17 protein-coding genes are annotated in these 23,475 nt (G+C 40.9%); 2 read left to right on the top strand and 15 right to left on the bottom strand.

Going from position 1 to position 23,475, the window contains the following annotated elements:
- Positions 1 to 9: 9 nt before the first annotated feature.
- From rsgA to ACLV7Q_RS01325, 9 genes are all read right to left on the bottom strand, one after another.
- Positions 10 to 888, bottom strand: a complete 879-nt coding sequence (gene rsgA / locus ACLV7Q_RS01365) for a ribosome small subunit-dependent GTPase A (protein WP_218757232.1) — start codon at positions 886 to 888, stop codon at positions 10 to 12.
- Between the two features lies 1 nt (position 889).
- Positions 890 to 1,762 (bottom strand): 16S rRNA (adenine(1518)-N(6)/adenine(1519)-N(6))-dimethyltransferase RsmA, encoded by an 873-nt coding sequence (rsmA, locus tag ACLV7Q_RS01360; protein WP_218757226.1) that lies wholly within the window; start codon positions 1,760 to 1,762, stop codon positions 890 to 892.
- Positions 1,763 to 1,827: 65 nt separating this feature from the next.
- Entirely contained in the window at positions 1,828 to 2,394 is a 567-nt protein-coding gene (rnmV, locus tag ACLV7Q_RS01355; RefSeq protein WP_218757227.1) for a ribonuclease M5, read from the bottom strand.
- Positions 2,394 to 3,167 carry a TatD family hydrolase gene (locus ACLV7Q_RS01350; protein ID WP_218757228.1) on the bottom strand — a complete coding sequence of 258 codons (774 nt, stop codon included), beginning with the start codon at positions 3,165 to 3,167 and terminating at the stop codon, positions 2,394 to 2,396. Before ACLV7Q_RS01350 ends, rnmV begins: the two co-directional genes overlap by 1 nt.
- Before the next feature lie 409 nt (positions 3,168 to 3,576).
- Positions 3,577 to 11,925, bottom strand: a complete 8,349-nt coding sequence (locus ACLV7Q_RS01345) for a DUF1542 domain-containing protein (protein ID WP_411865977.1) — start codon at positions 11,923 to 11,925, stop codon at positions 3,577 to 3,579.
- A 419-nt stretch (positions 11,926 to 12,344) separates the two neighbouring features.
- Positions 12,345 to 14,309, bottom strand: coding sequence for a peptide ABC transporter substrate-binding protein (locus ACLV7Q_RS01340; RefSeq protein WP_175880644.1), 1,965 nt, complete (start codon positions 14,307 to 14,309; stop codon positions 12,345 to 12,347).
- 137 nt (positions 14,310 to 14,446) lie between these two features.
- On the bottom strand, positions 14,447 to 14,581 hold the full coding sequence (gene rpmH / locus ACLV7Q_RS01335; RefSeq protein ID WP_000831905.1) for a 50S ribosomal protein L34: 135 nt from the start codon (positions 14,579 to 14,581) through the stop codon (positions 14,447 to 14,449).
- Positions 14,582 to 14,725: 144 nt separating this feature from the next.
- A complete protein-coding gene (locus ACLV7Q_RS01330) occupies positions 14,726 to 15,940 on the bottom strand; it encodes a pyridoxal phosphate-dependent aminotransferase (RefSeq protein WP_000666459.1) in 1,215 nt (404 codons plus the stop codon).
- Between the two features lie 153 nt (positions 15,941 to 16,093).
- Entirely contained in the window at positions 16,094 to 16,387 is a 294-nt protein-coding gene (locus ACLV7Q_RS01325; protein ID WP_218758084.1) for a hypothetical protein, read from the bottom strand.
- Positions 16,388 to 16,548: 161 nt separating this feature from the next.
- Between ACLV7Q_RS01325 and ACLV7Q_RS01320 the strand changes: the two genes are divergently transcribed.
- Positions 16,549 to 17,001 carry a universal stress protein gene (locus ACLV7Q_RS01320; protein ID WP_031223038.1) on the top strand — a complete coding sequence of 151 codons (453 nt, stop codon included), beginning with the start codon at positions 16,549 to 16,551 and terminating at the stop codon, positions 16,999 to 17,001.
- A gap of 34 nt (positions 17,002 to 17,035) precedes the next feature.
- On the opposite strand, the gene ACLV7Q_RS01315 is transcribed toward ACLV7Q_RS01320, so the two are convergent.
- Positions 17,036 to 18,424, bottom strand: a complete 1,389-nt coding sequence (locus tag ACLV7Q_RS01315) for a Cof-type HAD-IIB family hydrolase (RefSeq protein ID WP_218758085.1) — start codon at positions 18,422 to 18,424, stop codon at positions 17,036 to 17,038.
- Positions 18,425 to 18,489: 65 nt separating this feature from the next.
- On the opposite strand from ACLV7Q_RS01315, the gene ACLV7Q_RS01310 reads away from it, so the two are divergent.
- A complete protein-coding gene (locus ACLV7Q_RS01310; RefSeq protein ID WP_218758086.1) occupies positions 18,490 to 19,452 on the top strand; it encodes an asparaginase in 963 nt (320 codons plus the stop codon).
- A gap of 28 nt (positions 19,453 to 19,480) precedes the next feature.
- Here the strand turns inward: ACLV7Q_RS01310 and ACLV7Q_RS01305 are convergent, their stop codons facing one another.
- The 5 genes from ACLV7Q_RS01305 to ACLV7Q_RS01285 form a co-directional block, all read right to left on the bottom strand.
- Positions 19,481 to 19,648, bottom strand: a complete 168-nt coding sequence (locus ACLV7Q_RS01305; RefSeq protein ID WP_218758087.1) for a hypothetical protein — start codon at positions 19,646 to 19,648, stop codon at positions 19,481 to 19,483.
- Between the two features lie 63 nt (positions 19,649 to 19,711).
- Positions 19,712 to 20,722: a catabolite control protein A gene (ccpA, locus tag ACLV7Q_RS01300; RefSeq protein ID WP_050253459.1), complete on the bottom strand. Its 1,011-nt coding sequence runs from the start codon at positions 20,720 to 20,722 to the stop codon at positions 19,712 to 19,714.
- A gap of 317 nt (positions 20,723 to 21,039) precedes the next feature.
- Positions 21,040 to 21,639 carry a response regulator transcription factor gene (locus tag ACLV7Q_RS01295; protein WP_218758088.1) on the bottom strand — a complete coding sequence of 200 codons (600 nt, stop codon included), beginning with the start codon at positions 21,637 to 21,639 and terminating at the stop codon, positions 21,040 to 21,042.
- A gap of 1 nt (position 21,640) precedes the next feature.
- A complete protein-coding gene (locus tag ACLV7Q_RS01290) occupies positions 21,641 to 22,738 on the bottom strand; it encodes a sensor histidine kinase (RefSeq protein ID WP_218758089.1) in 1,098 nt (365 codons plus the stop codon).
- On the bottom strand, positions 22,738 to 23,475 hold the full coding sequence (locus ACLV7Q_RS01285) for an ABC transporter permease (RefSeq protein WP_218758090.1): 738 nt from the start codon (positions 23,473 to 23,475) through the stop codon (positions 22,738 to 22,740). Before ACLV7Q_RS01285 ends, ACLV7Q_RS01290 begins: the two co-directional genes overlap by 1 nt.

Below are 23,475 nucleotides of genomic sequence, written 5' to 3'. Positions count from 1 at the left end.
GGTTTCTCCTTATTTTGGAATTTTTTTGCTGACTTTTTTATAAGTTTCTCTGCGATTTTCAATCTCACTGAGGAATTGCAGGTAGTTGTCAAAACGAAAGGACGCAATGATACCCTCTTCAACAGCTGGCTTAACTGCGCAAGACGGCTCATGGGTATGGGTACAAGTACGAAACTTACAGTCTCGGCTGACACTGTCAATCTCTGGAAAGGCCTGATTGAGATCTTCTGCTGTTGACACTTCATAATCCAGAGATGAAAAACCTGGTGTATCTGCGATTTTACCCCCATTAAGGTTGTAAAAACTAACAGCTCGAGTGGTATGGCGCCCGCGACCCAGACTGTCTGAGATTTCTCCTGTTTCAAGATTGAGGTCTGGTGCGATTTTATTGAGAAGGGTTGATTTTCCAACACCTGTCTGCCCCATGAAAACTGTAACCTTGCCTGTTAACAAGGGCAAAAGTTCTTCTTTACCGGTCACAAAGTCATAGCCGATGTCACCATAAGTCTGCTGGTAAAAATCCAATTCTGACCGATCTTCCAGCAAATCCATTTTAGAAATATAAATGATAGGATGGATGCCCTTATGCTCCAAAAGAACCAAGAAACGATCCAGCAAATTGCTGTTAAAATCAGGTTCCTTGACGGACATGATTACTACAGCTTGGTCAATATTGACAATGGGCGGACGAACCAGACTGTTTTTCCGTTCGTGAATTTTGAGGATATAGCCTTCTGAATTTTCCTCGGCAGAGAAATCTACCCAGTCCCCAACGTAAGGGGTATGACCTTTTTTACGGAAATTCCCACGCGCTCGTGTTTGATAAACCTGACCCTCACTCTCTACATAGTAGAACCCTGCCAAGGCTTTAATGATTTGTCCCTGCATCTTAGAGTCCTTGCCCTTTAAGTGCATCTGCTAGGCTGGCAAACTCTGCCAAGCTGAGAGCTTCCCCACGCACACTTGGTGACAAGCCTGCTTGGTCCAAAGCCTTAGTAAGCTTGTCCTTGACTTCTTCAGTCTTGCCAAAGTAACCTGTCAAGTTATTCCACAAGGTCTTGCGGCGATGAGTGAAACTAGCCTTGGAAACCTTAAAGAAGAAGTTCTCGTCTTCCACTGCTACAGCTGGCTCTGGACGGCGCACCATTTTCAAAATAGCAGAGTCCACGTTTGGTGCTGGCACAAAGACCGTACGAGGCACGATGAAGGCAACCTTGGCAGTCATGTAATACTGCACAGCTATTGACAAACTGCCATATGCCTTGGTATTTGGTTGAGCCGAGATACGGTCCGCCACTTCTTTTTGCATCATGACCACAAACTCACTAAAAGGAATGCCACTTTCAATCAAGTGCATGAGAATAGGCGTTGTGATGTAGTAAGGCAAATTAGCCACTACCTTGATTGGCAGGTCAGGATTTTTAAAATTCTGGATATGCTGCGCCAAATCGACCTTGAGAATGTCCTCGTTAACCACTGTCACATTGTCAAAATCACGTAGGGTATCTGCCAAAATCGGTACCAAACGATGGTCAATTTCAAAGGCCATGACCTCTGCTGCACGCTCAGCCAGAAACTCCGTCAAGGCACCAATACCTGGCCCTATTTCGATAACATTGACCTGGTCATCAATCTCAGCCGCATCCACGATTTTTTGTAGGATATTGGTATCCGTCAAGAAATTTTGCCCAAAGGACTTTTTAAAGGTAAAACCGTGACGCTCCAGCACTGCCTTGGTCACGCTATAATCTGCAATTCTCATCTATTCTCTTTTCTATTATCTGTTACTACTATTGTAACACATTCCCCTTGTATTTTGGGGTCTGTTTAGCTGTTCTCATAACTTTTCATAGCTTCTTCCACTTCTGCCAAGGTGACCCCAAACAACTCTAGGCGTTTGAGGAGTTGCTTGCCGTTGGAATAGCCGATTCGGAGAGCCTCTCCTAGATATTCTCGTCGCTTACGGCTATCTGCTCCTGCTAGAAAACCAAGGCGAATCAAGTCGCTACGACTGATGTCAAACTGACTCTCATGTTCAAATTGTTCTGTCACCTGAGCTAGAGCCGTTTTCAGGTCTTCATAGCTGGCATGCTCAATTCCCAGAGAACGCCCCTTGGTTTTGGACTTAGGAATAGCTTCATCTCGCTTGAGAAAGGCATGCTGAACTGTTGGAATGGCCGTCATAATCATGCGACGAATCCGTTCCCCATTAAAATCCGGGTCTGTAAAAACGATGACCCCATGACGCTGGTGCAGGCGCTGAATCCGCTCTATGTCCTGGTCATTGATGGCAGAACCTCGTGTCTCATAGGTCTCTACATCGAAATAACGTTTGAGATTGGCCGTATCATCGCGACCTTCGACCACGATGACTTGGGAAATTTTTTCTTTCATCACTTGTTGTCCAATCCAAAAATTCGCTCTGCATTTGCAGTCGTTGCTGCCGCCAGTTCTTCTGCCGTTATGCCACGCAAGTCAGCGATAAAGTCCACTACATAGCGCGTATAGGCTGTTCTATTTTCGCGACCACGTTTAGGAACAGGAGCCAAGTAGGGAGCATCCGTCTCCACCAACATCTTATCCAAAGGCAGTTCTCTAGCAACCTCTTGGATATCAGTTGCCTTCTTAAAAGTCACCACTCCTGAGAAGGAAATGGTCATACCAAGCTCCACAAACTTCTCTGCCCATTCAAGAGTTCCTGAGAAAGAATGCATGATGCCACCTCGAGGGCCAACGCCCTCACTCTTAATAATCTCATAGGTATCTTCCAGCGCATCACGGGTATGGACAACAAAAGGCAAATCTAAGTCCTTAGATAGCTGAATCTGACGGCGAAAAACCTGCTCCTGCACCTCTTTGGGCGCTGTCATCCAATGATAATCCAAACCAATCTCACCTAAAGCAACAACCTTGGGATGTTTTAACTTATCCAACAAGTAAGCCTCGACTTCCTCCGTGTAAGTCCCTGCTTCTGTCGGGTGCCAACCAATAGTCGCGTAGAGTTGGTCATACTCATCTACCAGCTCCAAGGCACGCTCAATCGTCGGTTGATCAAAACCAACAATATTCATCTGCGTCACACCCATCTCAGCAGCCAAGGCAATTTCTTCTGCCTCACGACCTGCAAATTCTTCTACATTCAAGTGTGTATGTGTATCAAAAATCATCTCTTCTAACCTCGTTTTCTATCTTCTATTATACCAAAAAAGAGGAGGGGCACCCAATTTTTCGGTTTCCCTCCTCTCTTCAATAGAGAGCTATTCTGCTATCTTTTCTATCCGATATTGCCCATCTTCTATTCCACAGTTAGAGACAGAAGAGACTGGCTATATTGATAGAACATCCCTATTCATCTAATACTCTTCGAAAATCAAATTCAAACCGTGTCAACGTCGCCTTGCCGTACTCAAGTACAGCCTGCGACTAGTTTCCTAGTTTGCTCTTTGATTTTCATTGAGTATAAAATGTGTGATTATCTTGGGTTCTCACTTTTCTCACCCATCACTAGGATTGATGATTTCTCAAAATTCCCCTTATAATCTAACTTTAAGTAGAGAATAGAATTTTCTAGCTGTCCTATTTTCTACGTCTAGCCTTTCTTCCTAGCAAAGCAAAACCACTGGTTGCCGCCACTAGACCAAGACTAGCAAGTGCTGCACTTGATGCTGAACCTGTGTTAGGTAATTGTTTGCCAGCAGGTGACTGGTAGGTAACATCTTGCATTGTTCCTGCAGTTGCCTGAGGAGCAGCATTAGGAGCCACTGGTCTCTTAGGAACTGTAACCATGGCAATGGCTTGCACTCCAATCGTTTCTGCTTCCTTCACATCTTCCACAGTTTTCGCATTTTCAATCTCTTTGAGAGCTGCTTGTTTTTCTGCTTCCACTCTTGCTAAAAGTTCTGCTTTTTCTTTATCAGAAAGCGGTGCGCCTTTGATTTCATCCTGCTTGTCCTTGGCAGCTTTCTCAATGGCATTTTTAGCTGATTCTTTTTCAGTAGCCAATTGCTTAGAAGCTTGTGATTGAGCTGGGGTTTGTGAACCTGTGTGAGCTTGTCCGCCTGCCTGGCTACCACCGCCTGCATTCGCATTAGCATCTGAGCTTCCAGTATTGCCTCCATTATCTCCACCTGGTGTAGTTTCTGGCTTATACTCTGGTGTAGCTTCTTGAGTTACAGATTCACCTTTCGCAGATTGTTGAACTGTATCTTTCCCTAGAATCGTCACTACTGAACCATCTGGGAATGTGATTGTTGCTGTACCATCTCCAGCTACATTGATTGTCGCTCCGTCTAATGCTGAACCATTTGCTTGTAAAATAGCAACCTTAACTTTTTCTTTTTCTCCATCTGTTAAATGAGTTATATCTTTTACATCTACTCTTTGAGCAGGCGCTTTAACAGTTGATTTTTCAGCAGTCGGTTTAGTGCTATCTTGTGCTTTTGGATCTTGTGCTACCAATTGATTTCCTGGAATTGTAATAGCTGAACCATCTTTAAAGACGATTGTCGCTGTGCCATCTCCAGCTACTTCAACTTTAACATCGCTTCCGAATCCATTTGCATCTACTACAGCTTTTTTAACAGCTTCTTTTTCTTCATCTGTTAATCTTGTAGCTTCTGCTACTTTTGTAGGGTTAGCTGGGATGATTACTTTTGTCTTCTCTGCGATTGTTGGTTGCTCTTGTGTTGAAGTTTCTTCTTTTTGAACTACTAGACTAGTTCCTGGAATTGTGTTTACTGAACCATCTGAGTATGTCAATGTCGCTGTTCCGTCTTTAGATACCTTAACATCTGTAGCAGTCGGATTTGCTTGTTTCACTTTCGTAGCTACTGCAGCTTGTTCCTCAGGTGTTAAGCTGTGAGCATTTCCAACTTCTGTAGTTGCTGGCACCACTGCTGGATTTTGCGCGGCTTGTGTTGAAGCTTCATTGTCAGTATCTTTGGCTACTACTAGACTGGTTCCTGGAATTGTGTTTACTGAACCATCTCCATATGTTAGCGTTGCTGTTCCATCTTTAGATACCTTAACATCTGTCGCCGCTGGATTTGCTTCTTTAACCTTAGCTGCTACAGTATCTTGCTCCGTCTGTGTCAAGTTGTGAGTATTTTCAACAGGTACAAAGTTTCCTGGAACTTGCGCTGGGTTCTTCTCTGCATCTGTCTGAACTTTTGGAGTTTCTTGTTTACTTCCTTTTTCAACAAGTTTATCCCCTGTTATTGTATCTACAGATTTATCTGGATAGGTGATGACTACTGTTCCATCAGGTCTTACTTCTACCGTAGTTCCTGCTGGGAACTTGTTCGCTTCTTCAACCGCTTTTTTAACCGCAGCCTGTTCTTCTGGTGTTAACTTCGTAGTATTTCCTACTTGTGTTTTTCCTGGGATAACTGGCTCGATTCTTGACGCGATTGTTCCTGTCTCTTTGTTAGCTGGTGCTACTAATTTATCTTTAGAAATCGTATCGCTTGAACCATCTTTATATGTGATAAGAGCTGTTCCATCTGGTTTTACTTCTACTGTTGTTCCATCTGGGAATGTGTTAGCTCCTTCGATGTTTTGACGAACTTGTTCTCTTTCTTCATCTGAAAGTTTTGCTGGATTTTCCACTTCCACTTTGTTTTCAGGAACTTTCGGTTCGAATTTAGATGCAATAGAGCCATCTGGTTGAACTTCATTTATCTTATGAATACCAGCTTCTTTCGCCGCCTTGATTTCATCTTTAGATTGACCTTTGTTGATGTCTTCAATCGCTTTATCTTTGGCCTTATTGATTTCTTCGATAGCTTTTTGTTTCGCTTCGTCTGATAAATCTTTATTGTTCTTGATTTCGTTAATGCGTTTTTGAGCTTCTTCTAGTATTTCAGCTTTTGCTTTCGCTTTTTCTTCATCAAGGTTTGTTACATCTGGTTTCTTAACTTCTGTATCAGCTTTTGGATCATATTTTTCAATATTTTCTTTTGCTTGATCTGCAATTTGTTTAGCTGTTCCTGCTGATGATGCTTCGTCAATAGCTTTGTTAGCATCTTCTTTGGCTTTATTGATTTCTTTTTCAGCTTTTTGTTTTTGATCTTCTGTTAAGTCTTTATTGTTCTTGATTTCTTCAAGTTTTTTCTTAGCAGCGGCTTCTACTTGTTTTTTAGCATCTTCTTTCGCCTTAGCAAGATCATTATCTTTATCAGCTGTTCCTAAGGAATCAACTACTTCAACCGGTACTTTTACAGTTACTTTAGTGCCATTCGCTAGTGTTACTTCCACTTCTGCTTCTTTTGTTCCCGCTTCTGTTGTAGTTGGTTTAAAAGTGATTTTCGCTGTTAGTCCATCAGCTAGTGCTAATTGTTTTAGGATTTCTTCGTCTGTTAAGTCTTTGCCTTTTTCAACAGTTGCTTTTCCGGATACTAAAGCAGTTTGTAAGTCTAACTCTGGTTTGAAGATACTTGTTGATTGCCCTTTAGAAGTTTGTGGTTTATAGACATCTGCGATTGCTTTTTTACCTTCTTCTGTTGCTTTCGCTATTTCTTCAGGTGTTTTCGCATTGTTAATCTTATCTTCTGCCGCTTTCTTAACTTCATCTACTTTGGCTTTCAAGGCTTCTTTTTCTTTATCAGTTAAAGTTGTATCTCCGCCAATTTCACCTTTTTCTGTGTTAGCTGCAGCATCTAAGTCAGATTTAGCTTGTTCTGGAGTTATTTGATGAACTGCATCGATTGCTTTCTTACCTGCTTCTGTTGCTTTTGCTACTTCTTCTGGTGTTGTCGCTTTATCAATGTTAGACTCTGCAGCTTTCTTAGCTTCATCGACTTTAGCTTTTGCTTGGGCTTTTTCATCTTCGCTTAGTTTTTCATCTGCGTCGATTTCTGCTTTTTCTTTTGCAGCTGCTTGGGCTAAGTCTGATTTTGCTTGAGCTTTTGCTTTGTCTAGGTCTGATTGGTCAGCAGGTAAATCTGGGCTAGTAGGACCTTCAGTATTTGAATCTGTATTTCCTCCTTGACCGTTTGGTTTATCTTGAGAGCCTGAACCTCCTTGACCTCCCTGATCGTTTTGGTTACCTTGAGAGCCTGGACCTCCTTGATCGTTTTGGTTACCTTGAGAGCCTGAACCTCCTTGACCTCCTTGATCGTTTTGGTTACCTTGAGAGCCTGAACCTCCTTGACCTCCTTGATCGTTTTGGTTACCTTGAGAGCCTGAACCTCCTTGACCTCCTTGGTTGCCTTGAGAACCTGAACTATCTGTGGAATCTGCTTGCTTAGTGACTTCTACATCAATTGTTTTTGCTACACCATCACGTGTTACTGTTACTGGTACGACTTTCTTACCATCTTTTTCGGTAATGTTTCCGTACTCTACTGTATCAGTATCTTTTAGTGCTTCACCGTTTGCTGTTACTTTTTCTTTTACTTTCGCTTGGTCTTCTGCTGTTAAGCTTTCGCCTGCTACTGGTGCTTTTGAAATTTCAGCCGGTTTTGTGGCATCTTTTACAGCTAGTGTGAATTCTTCTGCTTGCTTAGTGACTTCTACATCAATTGTTTTTGCTACGCCATCACGTGTTACTGTTACTAGTACGACTTTCTTACCATCTTTTTCGGTAATGTTTCCATACGCTACTGTATCAGTATCTTTTAGTGCTTCACCGTTTGCTGTTACTTTTTCTTTTACTTTCGCTTGGTCTTCTGCTGTTAAGCTTTCGCCTGCTACTGGTGCTTTTGAAATTTCAGCCGGTTTTGTGGCATCTTTTACAGCTAGTGTGAATTCTTCTGCTTGCTTAGTGACTTCTACATCAATTGTTTTTGCTACGCCATCACGTGTTACTGTTACTAGTACGACTTTCTTACCATCTTTTTCGGTAATGTTTCCATACGCTACTGTATCAGTATCTTTTAGTGCTTCACCGTTTGCTGTTACTTTTTCTTTTACTTTCGCTTGGTCTTCTGCTGTTAAGCTTTCGCCTGCTACTGGTGCTTTTGAAATTTCAGCCGGTTTTGTGGCATCTTTTACAGCTAGTGTGAATTCTTCTGCTTGCTTAGTGACTTCTACATCAATTGTTTTTGCTACGCCATCACGTGTTACTGTTACTGGTACGACTTTCTTACCATCTTTTTCCGTAATGTTTCCGTACTCTACTGTATCAGTATCTTTTAGTGCTTCACCGTTTGCTGTTACTTTTTCTTTTACTTTCGCTTGGTCTTCTGCTGTTAAGCTTTCGCCTGCTACTGGTGCTTTTGAAATTTCAGCCGGTTTTGTGGCATCTTTTACAGCTAGTGTGAATTCTTCTGCTTGCTTAGTGACTTCTACATCAATTGTTTTTGCTACGCCATCACGTGTTACTGTTACTAGTACGACTTTCTTACCATCTTTTTCGGTAATGTTTCCATACGCTACTGTATCAGTATCTTTTAGTGCTTCACCGTTTGCTGTTACTTTTTCTTTTACTTTCGCTTGGTCTTCTGCTGTTAAGCTTTCGCCTGCTACTGGTGCTTTTGAAATTTCAGCCGGTTTTGTGGCATCTTTTACAGCTAGTGTGAATTCTTCTGCTTGCTTAGTGACTTCTACATCAATTGTTTTTGCTACGCCATCACGTGTTACTGTTACTAGTACGACTTTCTTACCATCTTTTTCGGTAATGTTTCCATACGCTACTGTATCAGTATCTTTTAGTGCTTCACCGTTTGCTGTTACTTTTTCTTTTACTTTCGCTTGGTCTTCTGCTGTTAAGCTTTCGCCTGCTACTGGTGCTTTTGAAATTTCAGCCGGTTTTGTGGCATCTTTTACAGCTAGTGTGAATTCTTCTGCTTGCTTAGTGACTTCTACATCAATTGTTTTTGCTACGCCATCACGTGTTACTGTTACTGGTACGACTTTCTTACCATCTTTTTCCGTAATGTTTCCGTACGCTACTGTATCAGTATCTTTTAGTGCTTCACCGTTTGCTGTTACTTTTTCTTTTACTTTCGCTTGGTCTTCTGCTGTTAAGCTTTCGCCTGCTACTGGTGCTTTTGAAATTTCAGCTGGTTTTGTGGCGTCTTTTACAGCTAATGTGAATTCTTCTGCTTTACCTGATAAAGCAGTTCTTGCTTTTTGTAGTTTTTCAAGTGCAGCATCAACATCTTCTTGACTTGCCTTGTCGTCTTCTAATGGAGTTTTTGCATCGTTCAGAGCTTTGTCATAATCCTGTTGTTTATCTTGTGTATCTTTAAGATACGCTGGTGATTTGTGAACTTCATCAGCTTTAGCAACTTCTGCTCTCAAGGCATCTTTCGATACAGGTACTACCACTTCTTTTCCTGTTAGATTTTTGATAGCTTCTTTTAATTTATCAATTAGACCATCTACTTCTGAAGAGGAGGCATTTTTTCCTGTTTCTTTATTTGCCACTTCATCTGCATTTGTTAACGCAGTATCAAATGGTGTTTTTGTTTCTTCTGTAGCATTTGTATACTGTTCAGTTTTCTTTACTTCATCTGCTTTTGTAACTAATTGCTGTAAAGAATCCATCTTAGAATCTAAATCTCTTGCAATATTCACAATACGGTCAAGTTCTTCTTTATTCCCAGCTGCAGCTACTTGCTCTTTCAATTCCGTTTTTTGAGCATTGTTTAAATGAGTTAAACCATCAATAATATTTTTAGCATCTGTACGAGCTTGCTCACGACTTACTTTTTCTTCTGCATCTTTGAGAATTCTGTCTAATTCGTCTTGTGACGTTGCATCATCAATTTGCTTCTTGTATTCATTTCTTTGTTCATCTGACAATCCAGGGATTTGGTCGATTTTCTTCTTGTAGTCTTCTTTTAGCTTATCAGCTTCAGCCTTTGCTTTATCTGCTTCATTTTTTGCTTTAAGAGTTTCCGCTTCTTTGAGAATTTCTTCAATCTTACTTACAGAATCGGCGCTTTTAATTTTATTTTTAAATTCTTCTACTTTTTCTGGAGTTAAGCTATCTTTAATCTTCTCAATTTGTTCTTTTGCTTTCTCCTTAGCTTTTGCTAAGTTAGTCGCAGTTGCATCAGTTAAAATTTTATCAAGCAAAGATTTTGTATGGTCTAAAGCTTTTCCTTCTGAGCCATCTGCATTCTCAGGGTCTGCTATACCTTGATCATCTACTTTTTTACGTAACTCTTCTTTTTCAGCGTTAGTTAAGTAAGTTAAGGCATCAATTCCTTTTTTAACCTCAAGTTTTTTCTCTGCTATACCTTTTTCGTTTGCAGAATTTCTTGAAATTGCTTTATTTACAACAGAATTGATATCTTCCTGACTTGTTTTACCTTCCAACTCTTTTTTGAAGACTTCTTTTTCTTTTGGAGAAAGGAAAGTTAAATCTTCAATAGCTTTTTTACCTTTTTCTCTAGCCTCGGCTATGGCTGTATCATCTAATACAACCTTTTGTTTGAATAAATCTTCTTTAGGAATAGCTACATTAGTAGGAGTTCTATCTTTATTAAGAATAGAAAGACGAACAAAATTCGTTTCAGGTAACTCACCTTCCTTAGGTGTACCAACTACCTTAGAATAAGGACTTAAAATCTTATCAATAAAGTTCGAAGAAACACCTTCTCCGACACTCGTGATGATACCCTGTTCATCTGTTTTTATACCATTTATTTCTTTAAACCTTGCTACTCCTTCATCTACTTCCGACTGCCCTATCTTATCCAAATTTTCAACTGGTAAAGGATTCTTATGATAATTATAGCCACTCTTTTCTGCTAATTTAGTCTCCGCAGCATTTGGATCTTCATAAACAAGAGAAGTTCCCGGAATTACATCTGTAGAATTATCTTTGTAGGTAATAGTTGCAGTTCCGTCATTTCCAATTTGAATACCCTCTTTACCGTCCTTCAAATTATCTACAAATTTATTTTGTCCTTCCGGAAGAGAGCTACTAGTATTATCTTGATTCGCTTCCCAAATTTTTTCCTTTAATTTATCCTTTTCTTTTTGTGTTAAATTCGTAGTATTAGCTACACCCAGTCTTTCTGGTAATTTAGGCTCAAAAAATTCAGTATTTTTATATAATGCAGGAACTTTCTCTGTTAAAACTTTAAAGCGTGATCTAAGCGAACCCAAATGCCCTATTTTAACCCCCGCACCAAAATCTAAGGTATATCTTTCATTTTTTAAAGTTGGATCCACAACTTCATATTCTGCTTCAATCGTAACGCTTGGGTGAGCCGCTTTTTCCCAGTCAGCATAGAAACTCTTGGTGTTGTTCTTAAACAATTCGTAAATAGCTTGGTCTCCCGGAGCTCCTGCTATAGTATCTCCCATGCGCCACCAAAACATCGCATCCAGATCCCCACGGTAAGTCTTCCCACTTTCACCTGTTGTATCGTTGTACCATTCCCATTTAGTAGGATCACCTGCTTTTAAAGCTTTGGCATCTTCTGCGTTTTGATAACGCGAGCCGACAGAGTTAGACAATGAAATCCAGCCTTGATTTCCTTTCCAACTAGTCATGACTCGACCTTGGTCACCAGTACCACCGTTGTATAGAGTGATTTTTCGTGGTTCTTTCACTCCGATTGGAGTTGTGAACCAAAATTCAGGACGTCCTCCACCATAGTGATAAAGTGCAGCTGATCCATATCCACCATTAAACTTATAAGTAACTTTTACATATGGATTTGTTTTACTATATTGTGACCAATCTACTCCAATTTGAATTTCTTTATCTACATCTACTTCATCATGAACTCCACTCCCAGTAGCTTTATAAGGTGTGTCCCCTTTATTTGTATATAAAGTGACTGCATTATCATTTGTTTTTTCATAAACCAAGGCCGCATCTACAGGTTGCACTGTCCCAGCAGCCCCAACTAAAGATGCCCCTATCAAACACGACGCCGCTCCAAAGCTAAACTTTCTAATCGAAAATTTTTCCACACGCTGCCACATTTGCTTGGAGCGTTTCTGCGTTCTCTTATACTTCATTCTTTGATCTCCATTTTTTATTTTTATTGCTTCTTATTCAAAAAGCCAATACACTATAATACAACTTTATTATAATATATCTACTTTAGGCAATAAGAATATACGTACATTATAGCATAAAATCCCCCCCCCCCCCGTCCACTTTTAGCCTAATTTTTACTTTAATTAAAATATATAGAAATTTACCCTATTTGCTATCGTTTTGTCACTAATTCCTTATACAGATTTATAAATTTTAATCGATTCCCATTCAAAAACATAAAACAAGTCATTCTAGCTATCTGAATCCCTATCCACCTCCACTTACTTCATCACGAAACAAAAAATAAAGAAAAGACCCTACCAGAATCAAAAGCGTCTGGTAAGGTCTTTTTCTGAATCCTGTCACTAGGCTTAACTAAAAAGCATGACTAGGAATATTATTGAATGTGGCTAGCCAAATCTTCCTGAGCTTTTTTATTTGACTCAGCTTTTTCTTTTAGCCATTTATCATAGAGTTCCTGGTACTGTTTCGCAGTGACCGGCTCTTTTTGCAGTTCAACATATTTGTAGTTATCAGCATCTCCCTTATGACCAACGAAAGAGAAAGCTCCTGTAAACGGTACAGTCTTACGGAAGATTGGGTTGGCTCCACCACTTTGAACTGGTAGGAAGAGGGCGCTGTCAGTCAACCAAGCTTGTACTTCAGCAAATTTTTCATAACGAGCCTGAGTATTTTCAACTTCGCTATCTGCTTCATCTAGTAACTTCTTATAAGCAGAAAGTCCAATTTTTTCTTTTACTTCATTATCTTTTCCAGCAGTCAAACCAATATTGTTAAGCTGAGAACCTGACTCTGGATCCAAGAGATCAAGATAAGTTTTCGGATCTGAGTAATCTCCGCTCCAACCTGAAATATCAATGTCATAGTCCTTTTGTTCAGCTGTATCTGCAAAGAATGTAGCTTGATCCTTCTCGTCTGGAGAAAGTTGAGTCACATCAATCACAACGTTGTCTGCCCCAAGGGTTTCTTCCACTGTCTGCTTAAAGGAACTTGCTTGTTGCACATCTAACTTGGCCGTCTGGTCAACTGGCATATCCAAATGAATTGGAAAGGTCACGCCTTCTGCTTGCAAGGTTTCTTTAGCTTTAGCAAATGCTGCCTTGGCTTTTTCAGCATTCAAAAAGGCAGGTTGCGCATCATTCAAATTGATATTCGACCACTCTGTACCATAGTTAATAATCTTTTCATTGACAACATCTCCAAAGTTTTTACCACCGATTTGGACAAAGTCACTTGGGATAAGCGTGTTACGCAAGATACGGTCTGCTCCATCTTCACCATTTGTCTGCGCTGCATAAGCATGACGGTCAAAGGCAAAGTTGACAGCCTGACGGAAATCCTTATTTTGCATGGCTGCAAGTGAATCTGTCTTTTCCTTATCAGACTGTTTCATGGTCTGCTTGTAGCTTTGACGATTCACGTTGAAAAGATAATAGAAAGTAACTGAGTTTTGCGGTGTATAGGTAATCTTGTCCTCATTCCCTTTTTTCAACTGATTAAACACTGAACTTGTCGGGAAGATACGACCGTCCGAGTAGTTCCCTTCCAAAAATCCTCTCGCCAAACTATCTTGGTCAGAACCGTCAAAGAAAGAGAGCTTCACTTTCTCAATTTTCACATTATCCTTGTCCCAATAATTAGGGTTTTTATCAAATTCAATCAAAGATTTTGATGAGAAAGATTTAAACAAGTAAGGACCATTTGACAAGATACTGGATGGTGTTACACTACCAAAGTCATCTCCTTTAGATTTCAAAAAAGCCTCATTTACCGGACTCAAAATGCCCCCAGTAGTCTTAGAATTCCAGTAAGATTCCGGCTTATTCAAAGTATATTGAAGAGTATAGTCATCCACTGCCTTAACTCCAACAGTCTCAAAGTCAGATGTTTCCCCCTCAACGTAGTCTGCGAGGCCCTTGATAGAGTCTTGGACCAAGTACAAGTTTTCAGCCTTTTTATCAGCTGCATACTTGAGACCTGTCACAAAGTCATGAGCCGTTACATCCGCATACTCTTCGCCCTCTGAAGTGTACCATTTCGCCCCCTGACGGATTTTATAAGTGTAGGTCAAACCATCTTTTGACACCGTCCATGACTCAGCCATAGATGGAATGAGATTACCATACTTATCATTTTCTAACAAGCCATCAATCAAGTTGGTCGTAATACTTGAAGTAGAGCCACGCGTTGACGTAATGTAGTCCAAGGTATCAGGATTACTAGTAAATACATAAGAGTAGGTTTTCTCAGCGTTGCTTGATTGGGAAGACCCACATGCCGCTAGAGCTAGACCTGCTGTCAGAGCCATAGCTCCAAACAGCATAACTTTTGATTTCTTCATGATTATTCTCCATTTTTTACAGTATGTGAAATATTATACACCATTTGAGGGAAAATATAAAGTCTTTTGAACTTTTTTACAAAAATAAAAATCAGTAGACTCGAGTTCCTACTGATTTTTGTTATGGTTCGTTTGGATTATGCAGCCAAAACTTTGCGTCCTTTACGACGACGAGCTGCCAATACGCGACGACCGTTTTTAGTTGACATACGGTTACGGAATCCGTGTTTGCGCGCACGACGAAGTTTACTTGGTTGATAAGTACGTTTCACGATGAATACCTCCTCATAGATTTTGTATTCGTTTAGCCGGCTATAAAGTGATCAGTTACTAAACATACTTTACTATTCTATCTGATTCTTTCACTTTTGTCAATAGCTCAAGGCAAATGTTTACTGCTTTTTCGAATGTAAGCCCTATCTACGATACTGTTTCAAGAAACGAGTCATTTTTTCTTGGATTTGGGCAAGTTCATCGACACGAGGAAGATAAACGATACGGAAGTGGTCTGGTTCCTTCCAGTTAAAGCCTCGACCATGAACCAAGAGAACCTTTTCCTGCTTCAAGAAATCAAGGACAAACTGCTCATCATCATCGATACGGTACATATTGCGGTCGATTTTAGGAAAGATATAGAGCCCAGCCTTTGGTTTTACGGCAGAGAGACCTGGAATCTCTTGAATGGCATTATAAATGAAATTTCTTTGCTCGTAAATTCGTCCACCAGGAAGGAGCAATTCATCGACTGATTGGTGGCCACCCAAGGAAGTTTGTACGACTTGTTGGGCCAAAACGTTAGAGCAAAGGCGCATATTGGACAGCATATTGAGCCCTTCGATATAGCCCTTGACATGAGTCTTAGGTCCAGACAAGACCATCCAACCCACACGGAAACCAGCGATACGGTGGGATTTTGATAGACCATTCATGCTGACACAGAAGACATCTGGTGCCAAGCTCGCCACAGGCGTATGTACATGTCCATCCATTACCATGCGGTCATAAATTTCATCCGCAAAGATAATCAAATCGTTTTGACGGGCAATCTCAATAATCTCCAACAAGAGTTCCTTAGGATAAAGGGCTCCAGTTGGATTATTTGGATTGATAAGGACGATCGCCTTGGTATTGGAAGTGATTTTTGACTTGATATCGTCAATATCTGGATACCATTCTGCAGCTTCATCGCAGATATAGTGAACGGCATTTCCCCCAGCTAGGCTGACAGCTGCTGTCCAGAGAGGATAGTCTGGCATTGGCACCAAGACCTCATCTCCATTGTCCAAAAGCCCCTGCATGGACATGACAATCAGCTCACTGACACCATTTCCAAGGTAAATATCATCAATATCTACGTTTGGGAATTTCTTCAACTGGCAATACTGCATGATGGCCTTACGGGCTGAAAAAATCCCTTTGGAGTCAGAATATCCTTCACTATCACGCGCATTCATAATCAAGTCATGAATGACCTCATCTGGCGCTGTAAAGCCAAATTCTGCTGGATTTCCTGTATTCAAACGTAAAATCTTTTCTCCGTTCGCTCGCATTCGCATGGCTTCTTCCAAAACAGGACCACGGATATCATAAGCAACATGCTCTAACTTACTAGACTTGTTATATTCTTTCATCTTGTTTCCTCAATTCATCGAGATAGTAACATTATACCACTAGAAAGAGAATGCGACAAGTTTACTGAAATGTGTTACTAAAATCCTACAGAAGAAAAACCTCGCTAAAAGCGAGGTCGAAACAATGGTTATAGCAGGTTTTTCCTAAAAACATCACATACCAAAAGATAAACCTAGAAAAAGCAAGCCTAAAAAGGAGTCATAAAGAAGATTGAACATGAGGAAAAGTCCCCATATCATCAAGTAATCCCAACGCCCACTTCTTTTAGCGACTAGGAATAAGATTAGATGGTAGAGTACATGAAAGACTAAAAAGCCGATAAAACCTGGATAAAGAAGCGGTACCAGACTCTCTAATTGCCAGACCATGATCACTTCTAGCAAGACTGAAACTAGGATAATTCCATAATAAAGGAAATTTGATGTTTGAAAAGCGTTTTTCATCATTCTCCCTCCCTTCACTTCTTTCCTGCTATCCTTTCTTTTATTTTATCATATATTTATATAGATGTTAAGCGCTAACATTCTTTTGAAAAATACTTTTTTTGCTTTACTTCTATAGTGAAAAGGTTTACAATGATAGTAAGAAAATTTCAGGAGGTTTCATTATGGCACAACGTTACCAAAATATCATGGTCGCAATCGATGGTTCTAAAGAAGCGGACTTGGCTTTTATCAAGGGAGTTCATTCTGCTCTACGAAACGACGCTAAACTCACCATCGCCCATGTCATTGACACACGCGCTCTCCAAAGCGTATCCACCTTTGATGCTGAAGTTTACGAACAACTCCAAGTTGACGCTGAAAGTCTGATGAAAGAGTACGAAAAACGTGCTAAAGATGCTGGTGTGGCAGATGTTCATATCGTCATTGAAATGGGAAATCCAAAGACCCTACTAGCACGTACTATTCCAGATGCTGAGGAAGTGGACCTCATCCTAGTTGGCGCAACTGGTCTCAACGCCTTTGAACGCCTCTTGGTCGGCTCTTCATCTGAATACATCCTCCGCCATGCTAAGGTCGATTTGCTGGTGGTGAGAGAACAAGAAAAAACCTTATAATCACCAAGAAAAGGAGCCAAAAGCTCCTTTTTGTTTACTGTTTATTTCTCTCTTTATGGCGTTCATAAGCCTTGAGCTGACGCTGCAGTTCCTTTTTAATAGCAGGTTCTGGAGCATATTTTTCTTCCCAGTCATCTGGTTTTAAGATTTTGTGGGTCACTGGATCAAAATGAGCCTTGCCATCTGGGAAAATTTTCCCCATATTGGCCTGATGGACAATATCAAAAATACGTTCTGGATCCACCCCCATCAAGACAAAACTACCGTAGGTGAAATAAAGCGTGTCAATCAAGGCATCCACCTGCCCCACCAAATCTTGCTGGGCAGGTGTCTTCTTGGCTACTTTCTCTGCTGCCTTATCAAGAGCCTGATGAAGTTGCGATAGAGCTTGACCAAAATCTTCTTCAGAAGGACTTGCTGCTCGAACAAACTCCACCAATTCTTCTATTTTAAAACCAGCCCTGTGGGTTGCACCTTCTAAATCCCAAGCTCGAGGTTCTTCTTGGGTTCGTTCATCCATCATGTGGTGGAAAGTCTTAACCTTATTGAAATGATAGTCACGGCTGACAAAGACTTTTTCTGAAGACAAAACACCAAAATGTTCCAAGGCCTTGTGGATTCCATCTTGCTGATTGCTAGTGGTAATGTGCTTGGCAACTTCCTTGACACTGCTACTACCATTCCCCATAGCGACCGACATACCGACACCCGCCAGCATTTCTAGGTCGTTATCGGAGTCACCAAAGGCCATGACTTGGTTGAGGTCAAAGCCATATTCTTTCCCAACTCGGCGTATGCCTTCCAATTTAGAGTTTCCTTGATTGATGACATCCGCAGCAAAAGGATTGCTACGTGTCAATTTCAAGTCTTCAAAATCAGCTGCCGCCTTCTCAGATTCTTCTGGCGTCATCAGCATCAAAACTTGGTAGATAGGCTGATTCATCAGGTGAAGCAGGTCTTCTTCCTTTTGGGGAACAACCTTGCTGACCATGCGATTAAAAGACTGACTCACTGTTCGGGTTAAAACAGAGGGAACGAAGCGACTGATTCGTTGGGAAAAAGAACCCAGACCAAAAGACATGATTTTAGAACCCAGCATGGCATCCTTGGTCCCTAGGGCAATCTCCTTGCCCTCTTTTTTAGCATAAGCAATTAGATGGCGCAAATGTAACTTGGAAATTGGGCTCGTGAACAAGACTCTTTCTTTATTAAAGATATACTGGCCATTGTAGGTTACCGCAAAATCCAGGTCCAAATCGTCCATCAATTCCTTAACAAAAAAAGGTCCTCGCCCTGTCGCTACACCAACTAGCACCCCTTGTTCTTTGACAATTTTAATCGCGTCCTTAGTGGATTTCAAAACACTCTTGCGATCGTTGACCAAGGTTCCATCGATATCAAAAAAAACAGCTTTGACTTCCATCCTATCCCAATCTCCCCTTTTGTGATACAATGATTATACCACATTTCAGAAAGAGTGAGTAAATCATGCCTAAGAAAATCCTTGTTTTACATACGGGCGGAACTATTTCCATGCAGGCCGATGCTTCTGGCGCTGTTGTGACGAGTTCAGATAATCCCATGAACCATGTATCCAACCCACTTGAAGGAATCCAAGTCCACGCCTTAGACTTTTTTAACCTGCCAAGCCCCCATATCAAGCCCAAGCATATGCTGGCCCTCTACCAGAAAATTAAAGAGGAAGCGGCTAACTACGATGGAGTGGTGATTACACACGGGACCGATACTTTAGAGGAAACAGCCTATTTCCTTGATACCATGGAAGTTCCCCACATGCCTATCGTTCTAACAGGAGCCATGCGTAGCTCCAACGAACTCGGCAGTGACGGGGTTTATAACTATCTGAGTGCTTTAAGGGTGGCTAGCGATGACAAGGCTGCTGACAAAGGAGTTTTGGTTGTTATGAACGATGAAATCCACGCTGCCAAGTATGTCACCAAAACACATACGACTAACGTCAGCACCTTCCAAACTCCTACTCACGGCCCCCTTGGTCTCATCATGAAACAGGAAATCCTCTACTTTAAAACAGCTGAACCTCGTGTCCGCTTTGACCTTGATCACATACAAGGCCTAGTCCCTATCATCTCGGCTTATGCTGGTATGACAGATGAGCTGATTGATATGCTGGATTTGGAAAAATTGGACGGTTTGATTATCCAAGCCTTCGGAGCTGGTAATATTCCCAAAGAAACGGCTCAAAAATTAGAAAGCCTTCTGCAAAAAGGAATCCCAGTCGCTCTGGTTTCCCGATGCTTTAACGGTATCGCAGAACCTGTTTATGCCTATCAGGGTGGGGGCGTACAGTTGCAAAAGGCAGGTGTTTTCTTTGTCAAAGAACTCAACGCCCAAAAAGCCCGCTTGAAACTCCTAATTGCCCTCAATGCCGGACTAAAAGGGCAGGCTTTGAAAGACTATATGGAAGGCTAAGTCTCTTCGAAAATCTCTTCAAACCACGTCAGCTTCCATCTACAACCTCAAAGCAGTGCCTTGAGCTGACTTCGTCAGTTCCATCTGCAACCTCAAAGCAGTGCCTTGAACTGACTTCGTCAGTTCTATCTGCAACCTCAAAGCAGTGTGTTGCGCAGCCTTTAACCAGCCGCCTAGTCCGCTCTGTGGTATTCATTAAGTCAACATCTCTTGTTTAAGAGCACAAAATCAGGAAATCTTCACGATTCCCTGATTTTTTCTATTTACGTTTTCGTGTTGAACGACGTTCTGTCAAACCATGAGGTAAGAGAACTTCACGTTCTTCCAACTCTTCCTTGTGCATAATCTTAGTCAACATACGCATACTAATGGCACCAAGGTCATAAAGAGGTTGGGCAATCGTTGTCAAGTTTGGACGGGTAAAGCGTGCAATTTGCGAATCATCACTAGTAATGATCTCAAATTCTTCTGGTACTGACACACCTTTATCAGCCAAACCGTTCAAGACTCCTGCTGCCAACTCATCACCTGTCACAACTGCTGCAGTTGCATTTGATGAAATCAAACGCTCTGCCAAGGCGTAACCATCATCATAGCTATATTTAGATTCAAATACTAAACCTTCACTATAAGCGATTCCTGCTTTCTTCAAGGCTTCCTTGTAGCCAACCAAACGAACCTTACCATTGATGTCATCCACTAGCGGACCGCTAACGAAAGCAATACGCTCATTTTCTTTAGCAAGGTAACTCACTGCATCAATCGTTGCTTGCTTATAGTCAATATTGACACTTGGCAACTGGTGCTCCACATCGACAGTTCCTGCGAGAACAATCGGAGTACGTGAACGCGAAAATTCTGAGCGAATTTTATCTGTCAAGTGATAACCCATAAAGATAATGCCATCTACCTGCTTTGAAAAGAGGGTATTGACAACAGAAACTTCTTTCTCGTTATCTTCATCGCTATTAGCCAGGACAATATTGTACTTGTACATTTCTGCAATATCATCAATCCCCTTAGCCAAACTCGAAAAATAACCATTGGTAATATTTGGAATCACGACACCGACAGTGGTTGTCTTTTTACTTGCAAGACCACGCGCAACTGCATTTGGACGATAATCCAAACGATCAATTACCTCTAGCACTTTTTTACGGGTATTCTCTTTTACATTTTTATTGCCATTGACCACACGGCTGACCGTCGCCATGGAAACACCTGCTTCACGAGCGACATCATAAATGGTTACTGTATCATCTGCATTCATTCCTTTTCCTGCCCTTTCTATCCCACACATTCTTTTACAAGTAGAGGCACCGATTGAAGCTCTACATCTACTTACAAAAGTGAAGATGTGAAAATTTCGTTTTCATGTTTCTACTTATTCCATTCTATCACTAATTGTAAACACTTTCAAGTGTTTTTTGAAGATTGATTGAAAAAATTTCATAGAAAGCCTAGGTTTAGCTCTTGCTACCACCTTAGAGTAAACAAAAAGGAGGAAACTAAGCCCCCTCAAGTTACAAATTGTTTGATTGAATCACTTCAATTTTAGCACATAATGGTTTTCGAGTTATGATAGTATCACAACCAACCAGATTCTTTCGCGATATTAGCTGCCTCTGTTCGATTACCTGCATCTAGTTTCGAAAGAATATTAGTGACATAATTTCGGACTGTTCCGTTGGATAGATAAAGTTTGTCTGCAATTTCTTGGTTAGAGAAGCCCTGAGCGACTCCCTTTAAAACTGCGATTTCTTGTTCTGTCAACGGATTGGGATGCGTCATCACCACTTCCATCAATTCAGGCGAATACTCTTTGCCTCCTTCGAGGACAGTATGCAAGGTATGCATGAGGTCTGCAATGCTTCTTTCTTTTAATACATAAGCATCTACTCCAGCCTTGACTGCACGTTCAAAATACCCTGGGCGCTTGAAAGTCGTCACTACAACCACCTTTGTTTCTAGCTTTTCTACCCGAATCCATTCCAAGACTTCGAGGCCAGTCTTAACAGGCATCTCTACATCAAGAATGGCGATATCTACGGACTCTTTTTCTAAGAGTTGGATTGCTTCTTGCCCATTCTTGGCTTGTAAGACAGACTCTACATCTGCTTGAAAGGCAAGTAACTGGCACATGGCATCTCGTAACATACTTTGATCTTCTGCAACAAGTAGTTTCATCTTAGTTTCTCTCCTTATAAGGTAGTCGAACCTGAACTTCTGTCGGTTGTTTCTGACTAATTACCTTTACTTCTCCCGAAAATGGAAGAACACGATCTCGAACTGTATGGAGGTCATCCCCCTTTATAGAAGTAAAGCCACAGCCATCATCTCTCACTGTTAGAATGAGTTCCTTCTCTGTCCGTTCTAATTTTAAGTAAGTTTTAGATGCATTGGCATGTTTGATAATATTGGTCACCAACTCAAGCAAAATCATGGAAGCCGTTGACTCCAATTCTTGAGTAAGACTAGCAGTATCTAGTTGGTTATCCGTTTCCACCTCAATTCCAGCAATTTCTAACATTTTTTTCACAGTCTCTAGTTCGGATGCCAAAGTTCTAGACTTAAGATTTTCTACAATGGTTCTCACTTCACGCATTGATTCTTTGCTAATCTGCTGTATTTCTCTTAATTCCTTTTCCACCTGTGGATAAGCCTGCATTTGAAATAACTGCAAGGCTAAATCTGTCTTGACACTCAGCATAGCAAAGGTATGCCCCAGACTATCATGCAAATCCTGACCGATACGACTACGTTCATTTTCAGCAAGCAATAGATTTATCTGGGCATTTTGCTTGACCTGCGCTTCTTTCAAATCCTCCACAATACGAATCCGAACCAAACCAAAAGTCATCAAATCGACAAAAACAAGAATCACAAGTAGATAGAATAGAAACTCAACTTCGATTCTCTGAAAAATCAACAGTTGGCCCACAACAAGGACTTGAGCAAGAAGAAAAGTCCAGACATGTAAAGACTTTAAACCACCTACGCTGAAATGATAAATTAAGAGATTGGCAAGGAAAAAGAAGAACCAGATATAATTTACACCAACAAAGGCGGTATTCCCAGCTACATAGACCAGCATGAAAAACCAAAAGAATCGGGATAATCGCTGACTCTTGGTTGTTAAAACTCCTAAGTAAGCAACTACAAATAGAATATCAATCAATAAATGCCAGACAGCAAGCTCCCCAATCACTACAGGTAGGATGGGAAAAAGCATAAAAATCAAACTGGCCCAAAACATATAGTGTATGCTTTTCAGTCTTTCAAGCATTAAGCATTCTCCTTATGACCTTGAAGGTAAATGGTCAAACCAAACAAAACTGCTGAAAAAACAAGTAAATAAACTGTGGCTGATAGATTGATTCCACCTTCATTTAAAAATGTCTTGAGCAATTCCATCAACTGATAGGTTGGAAGACACTTACCTACTACTTGCATCCAGTCTGGAAATAAAGAGATAGGCATCCAGAGTCCACCTAAAACAGCCAAGCCTAGATAGAGAAGATTGCCCACGACAGACATCAGCTGACTAGAAGGCAAGAGTGTCAAGGTCAATCCAAGCGCTACAAAAGCTACACTTCCTACTATCAACAAGAACGCCGCCCCAATCCAGCTTCCTAGAGGCATATCCACACCTCTGACCAAGTGCCCAACTGAGAAAACAACCAGGATTGAGACCAAATAATCAACCATCATACTTATTATCTTTGATAGATAATATTCTACCATATTTACAGGGGTATGGCGCAATGTTTTCTGCCAGTTGTTGATTTTATCGGTATGTAAAACAGCTGGGAATGAGAAGATAGCTGTTGACATCATGGAAAAGGCAGTCATAGAGATAAGGTAATCACGCATAAAATTCGCGGGTCCATCTGGTGTGTCCTGGTACATGCCAGAAAAGAATAGATAGAAGGCTGTCGGCATCCCTACGGATAATAGATAATAGACTAATTGTCTTTTGGTCAATAGAAATTCTATCTTGTTTAGTGCGGTCCATCGTTTCAT

Origin of the sequence: Streptococcus mitis, assembly GCF_965111725.1 — a bacterium.
GTDB classification, from domain to species: domain Bacteria; phylum Bacillota; class Bacilli; order Lactobacillales; family Streptococcaceae; genus Streptococcus; species Streptococcus mitis_DV.
Note: the sequence above shows the minus strand (reverse complement) of the source record. Positions and strands in the feature narration are given on the sequence as shown.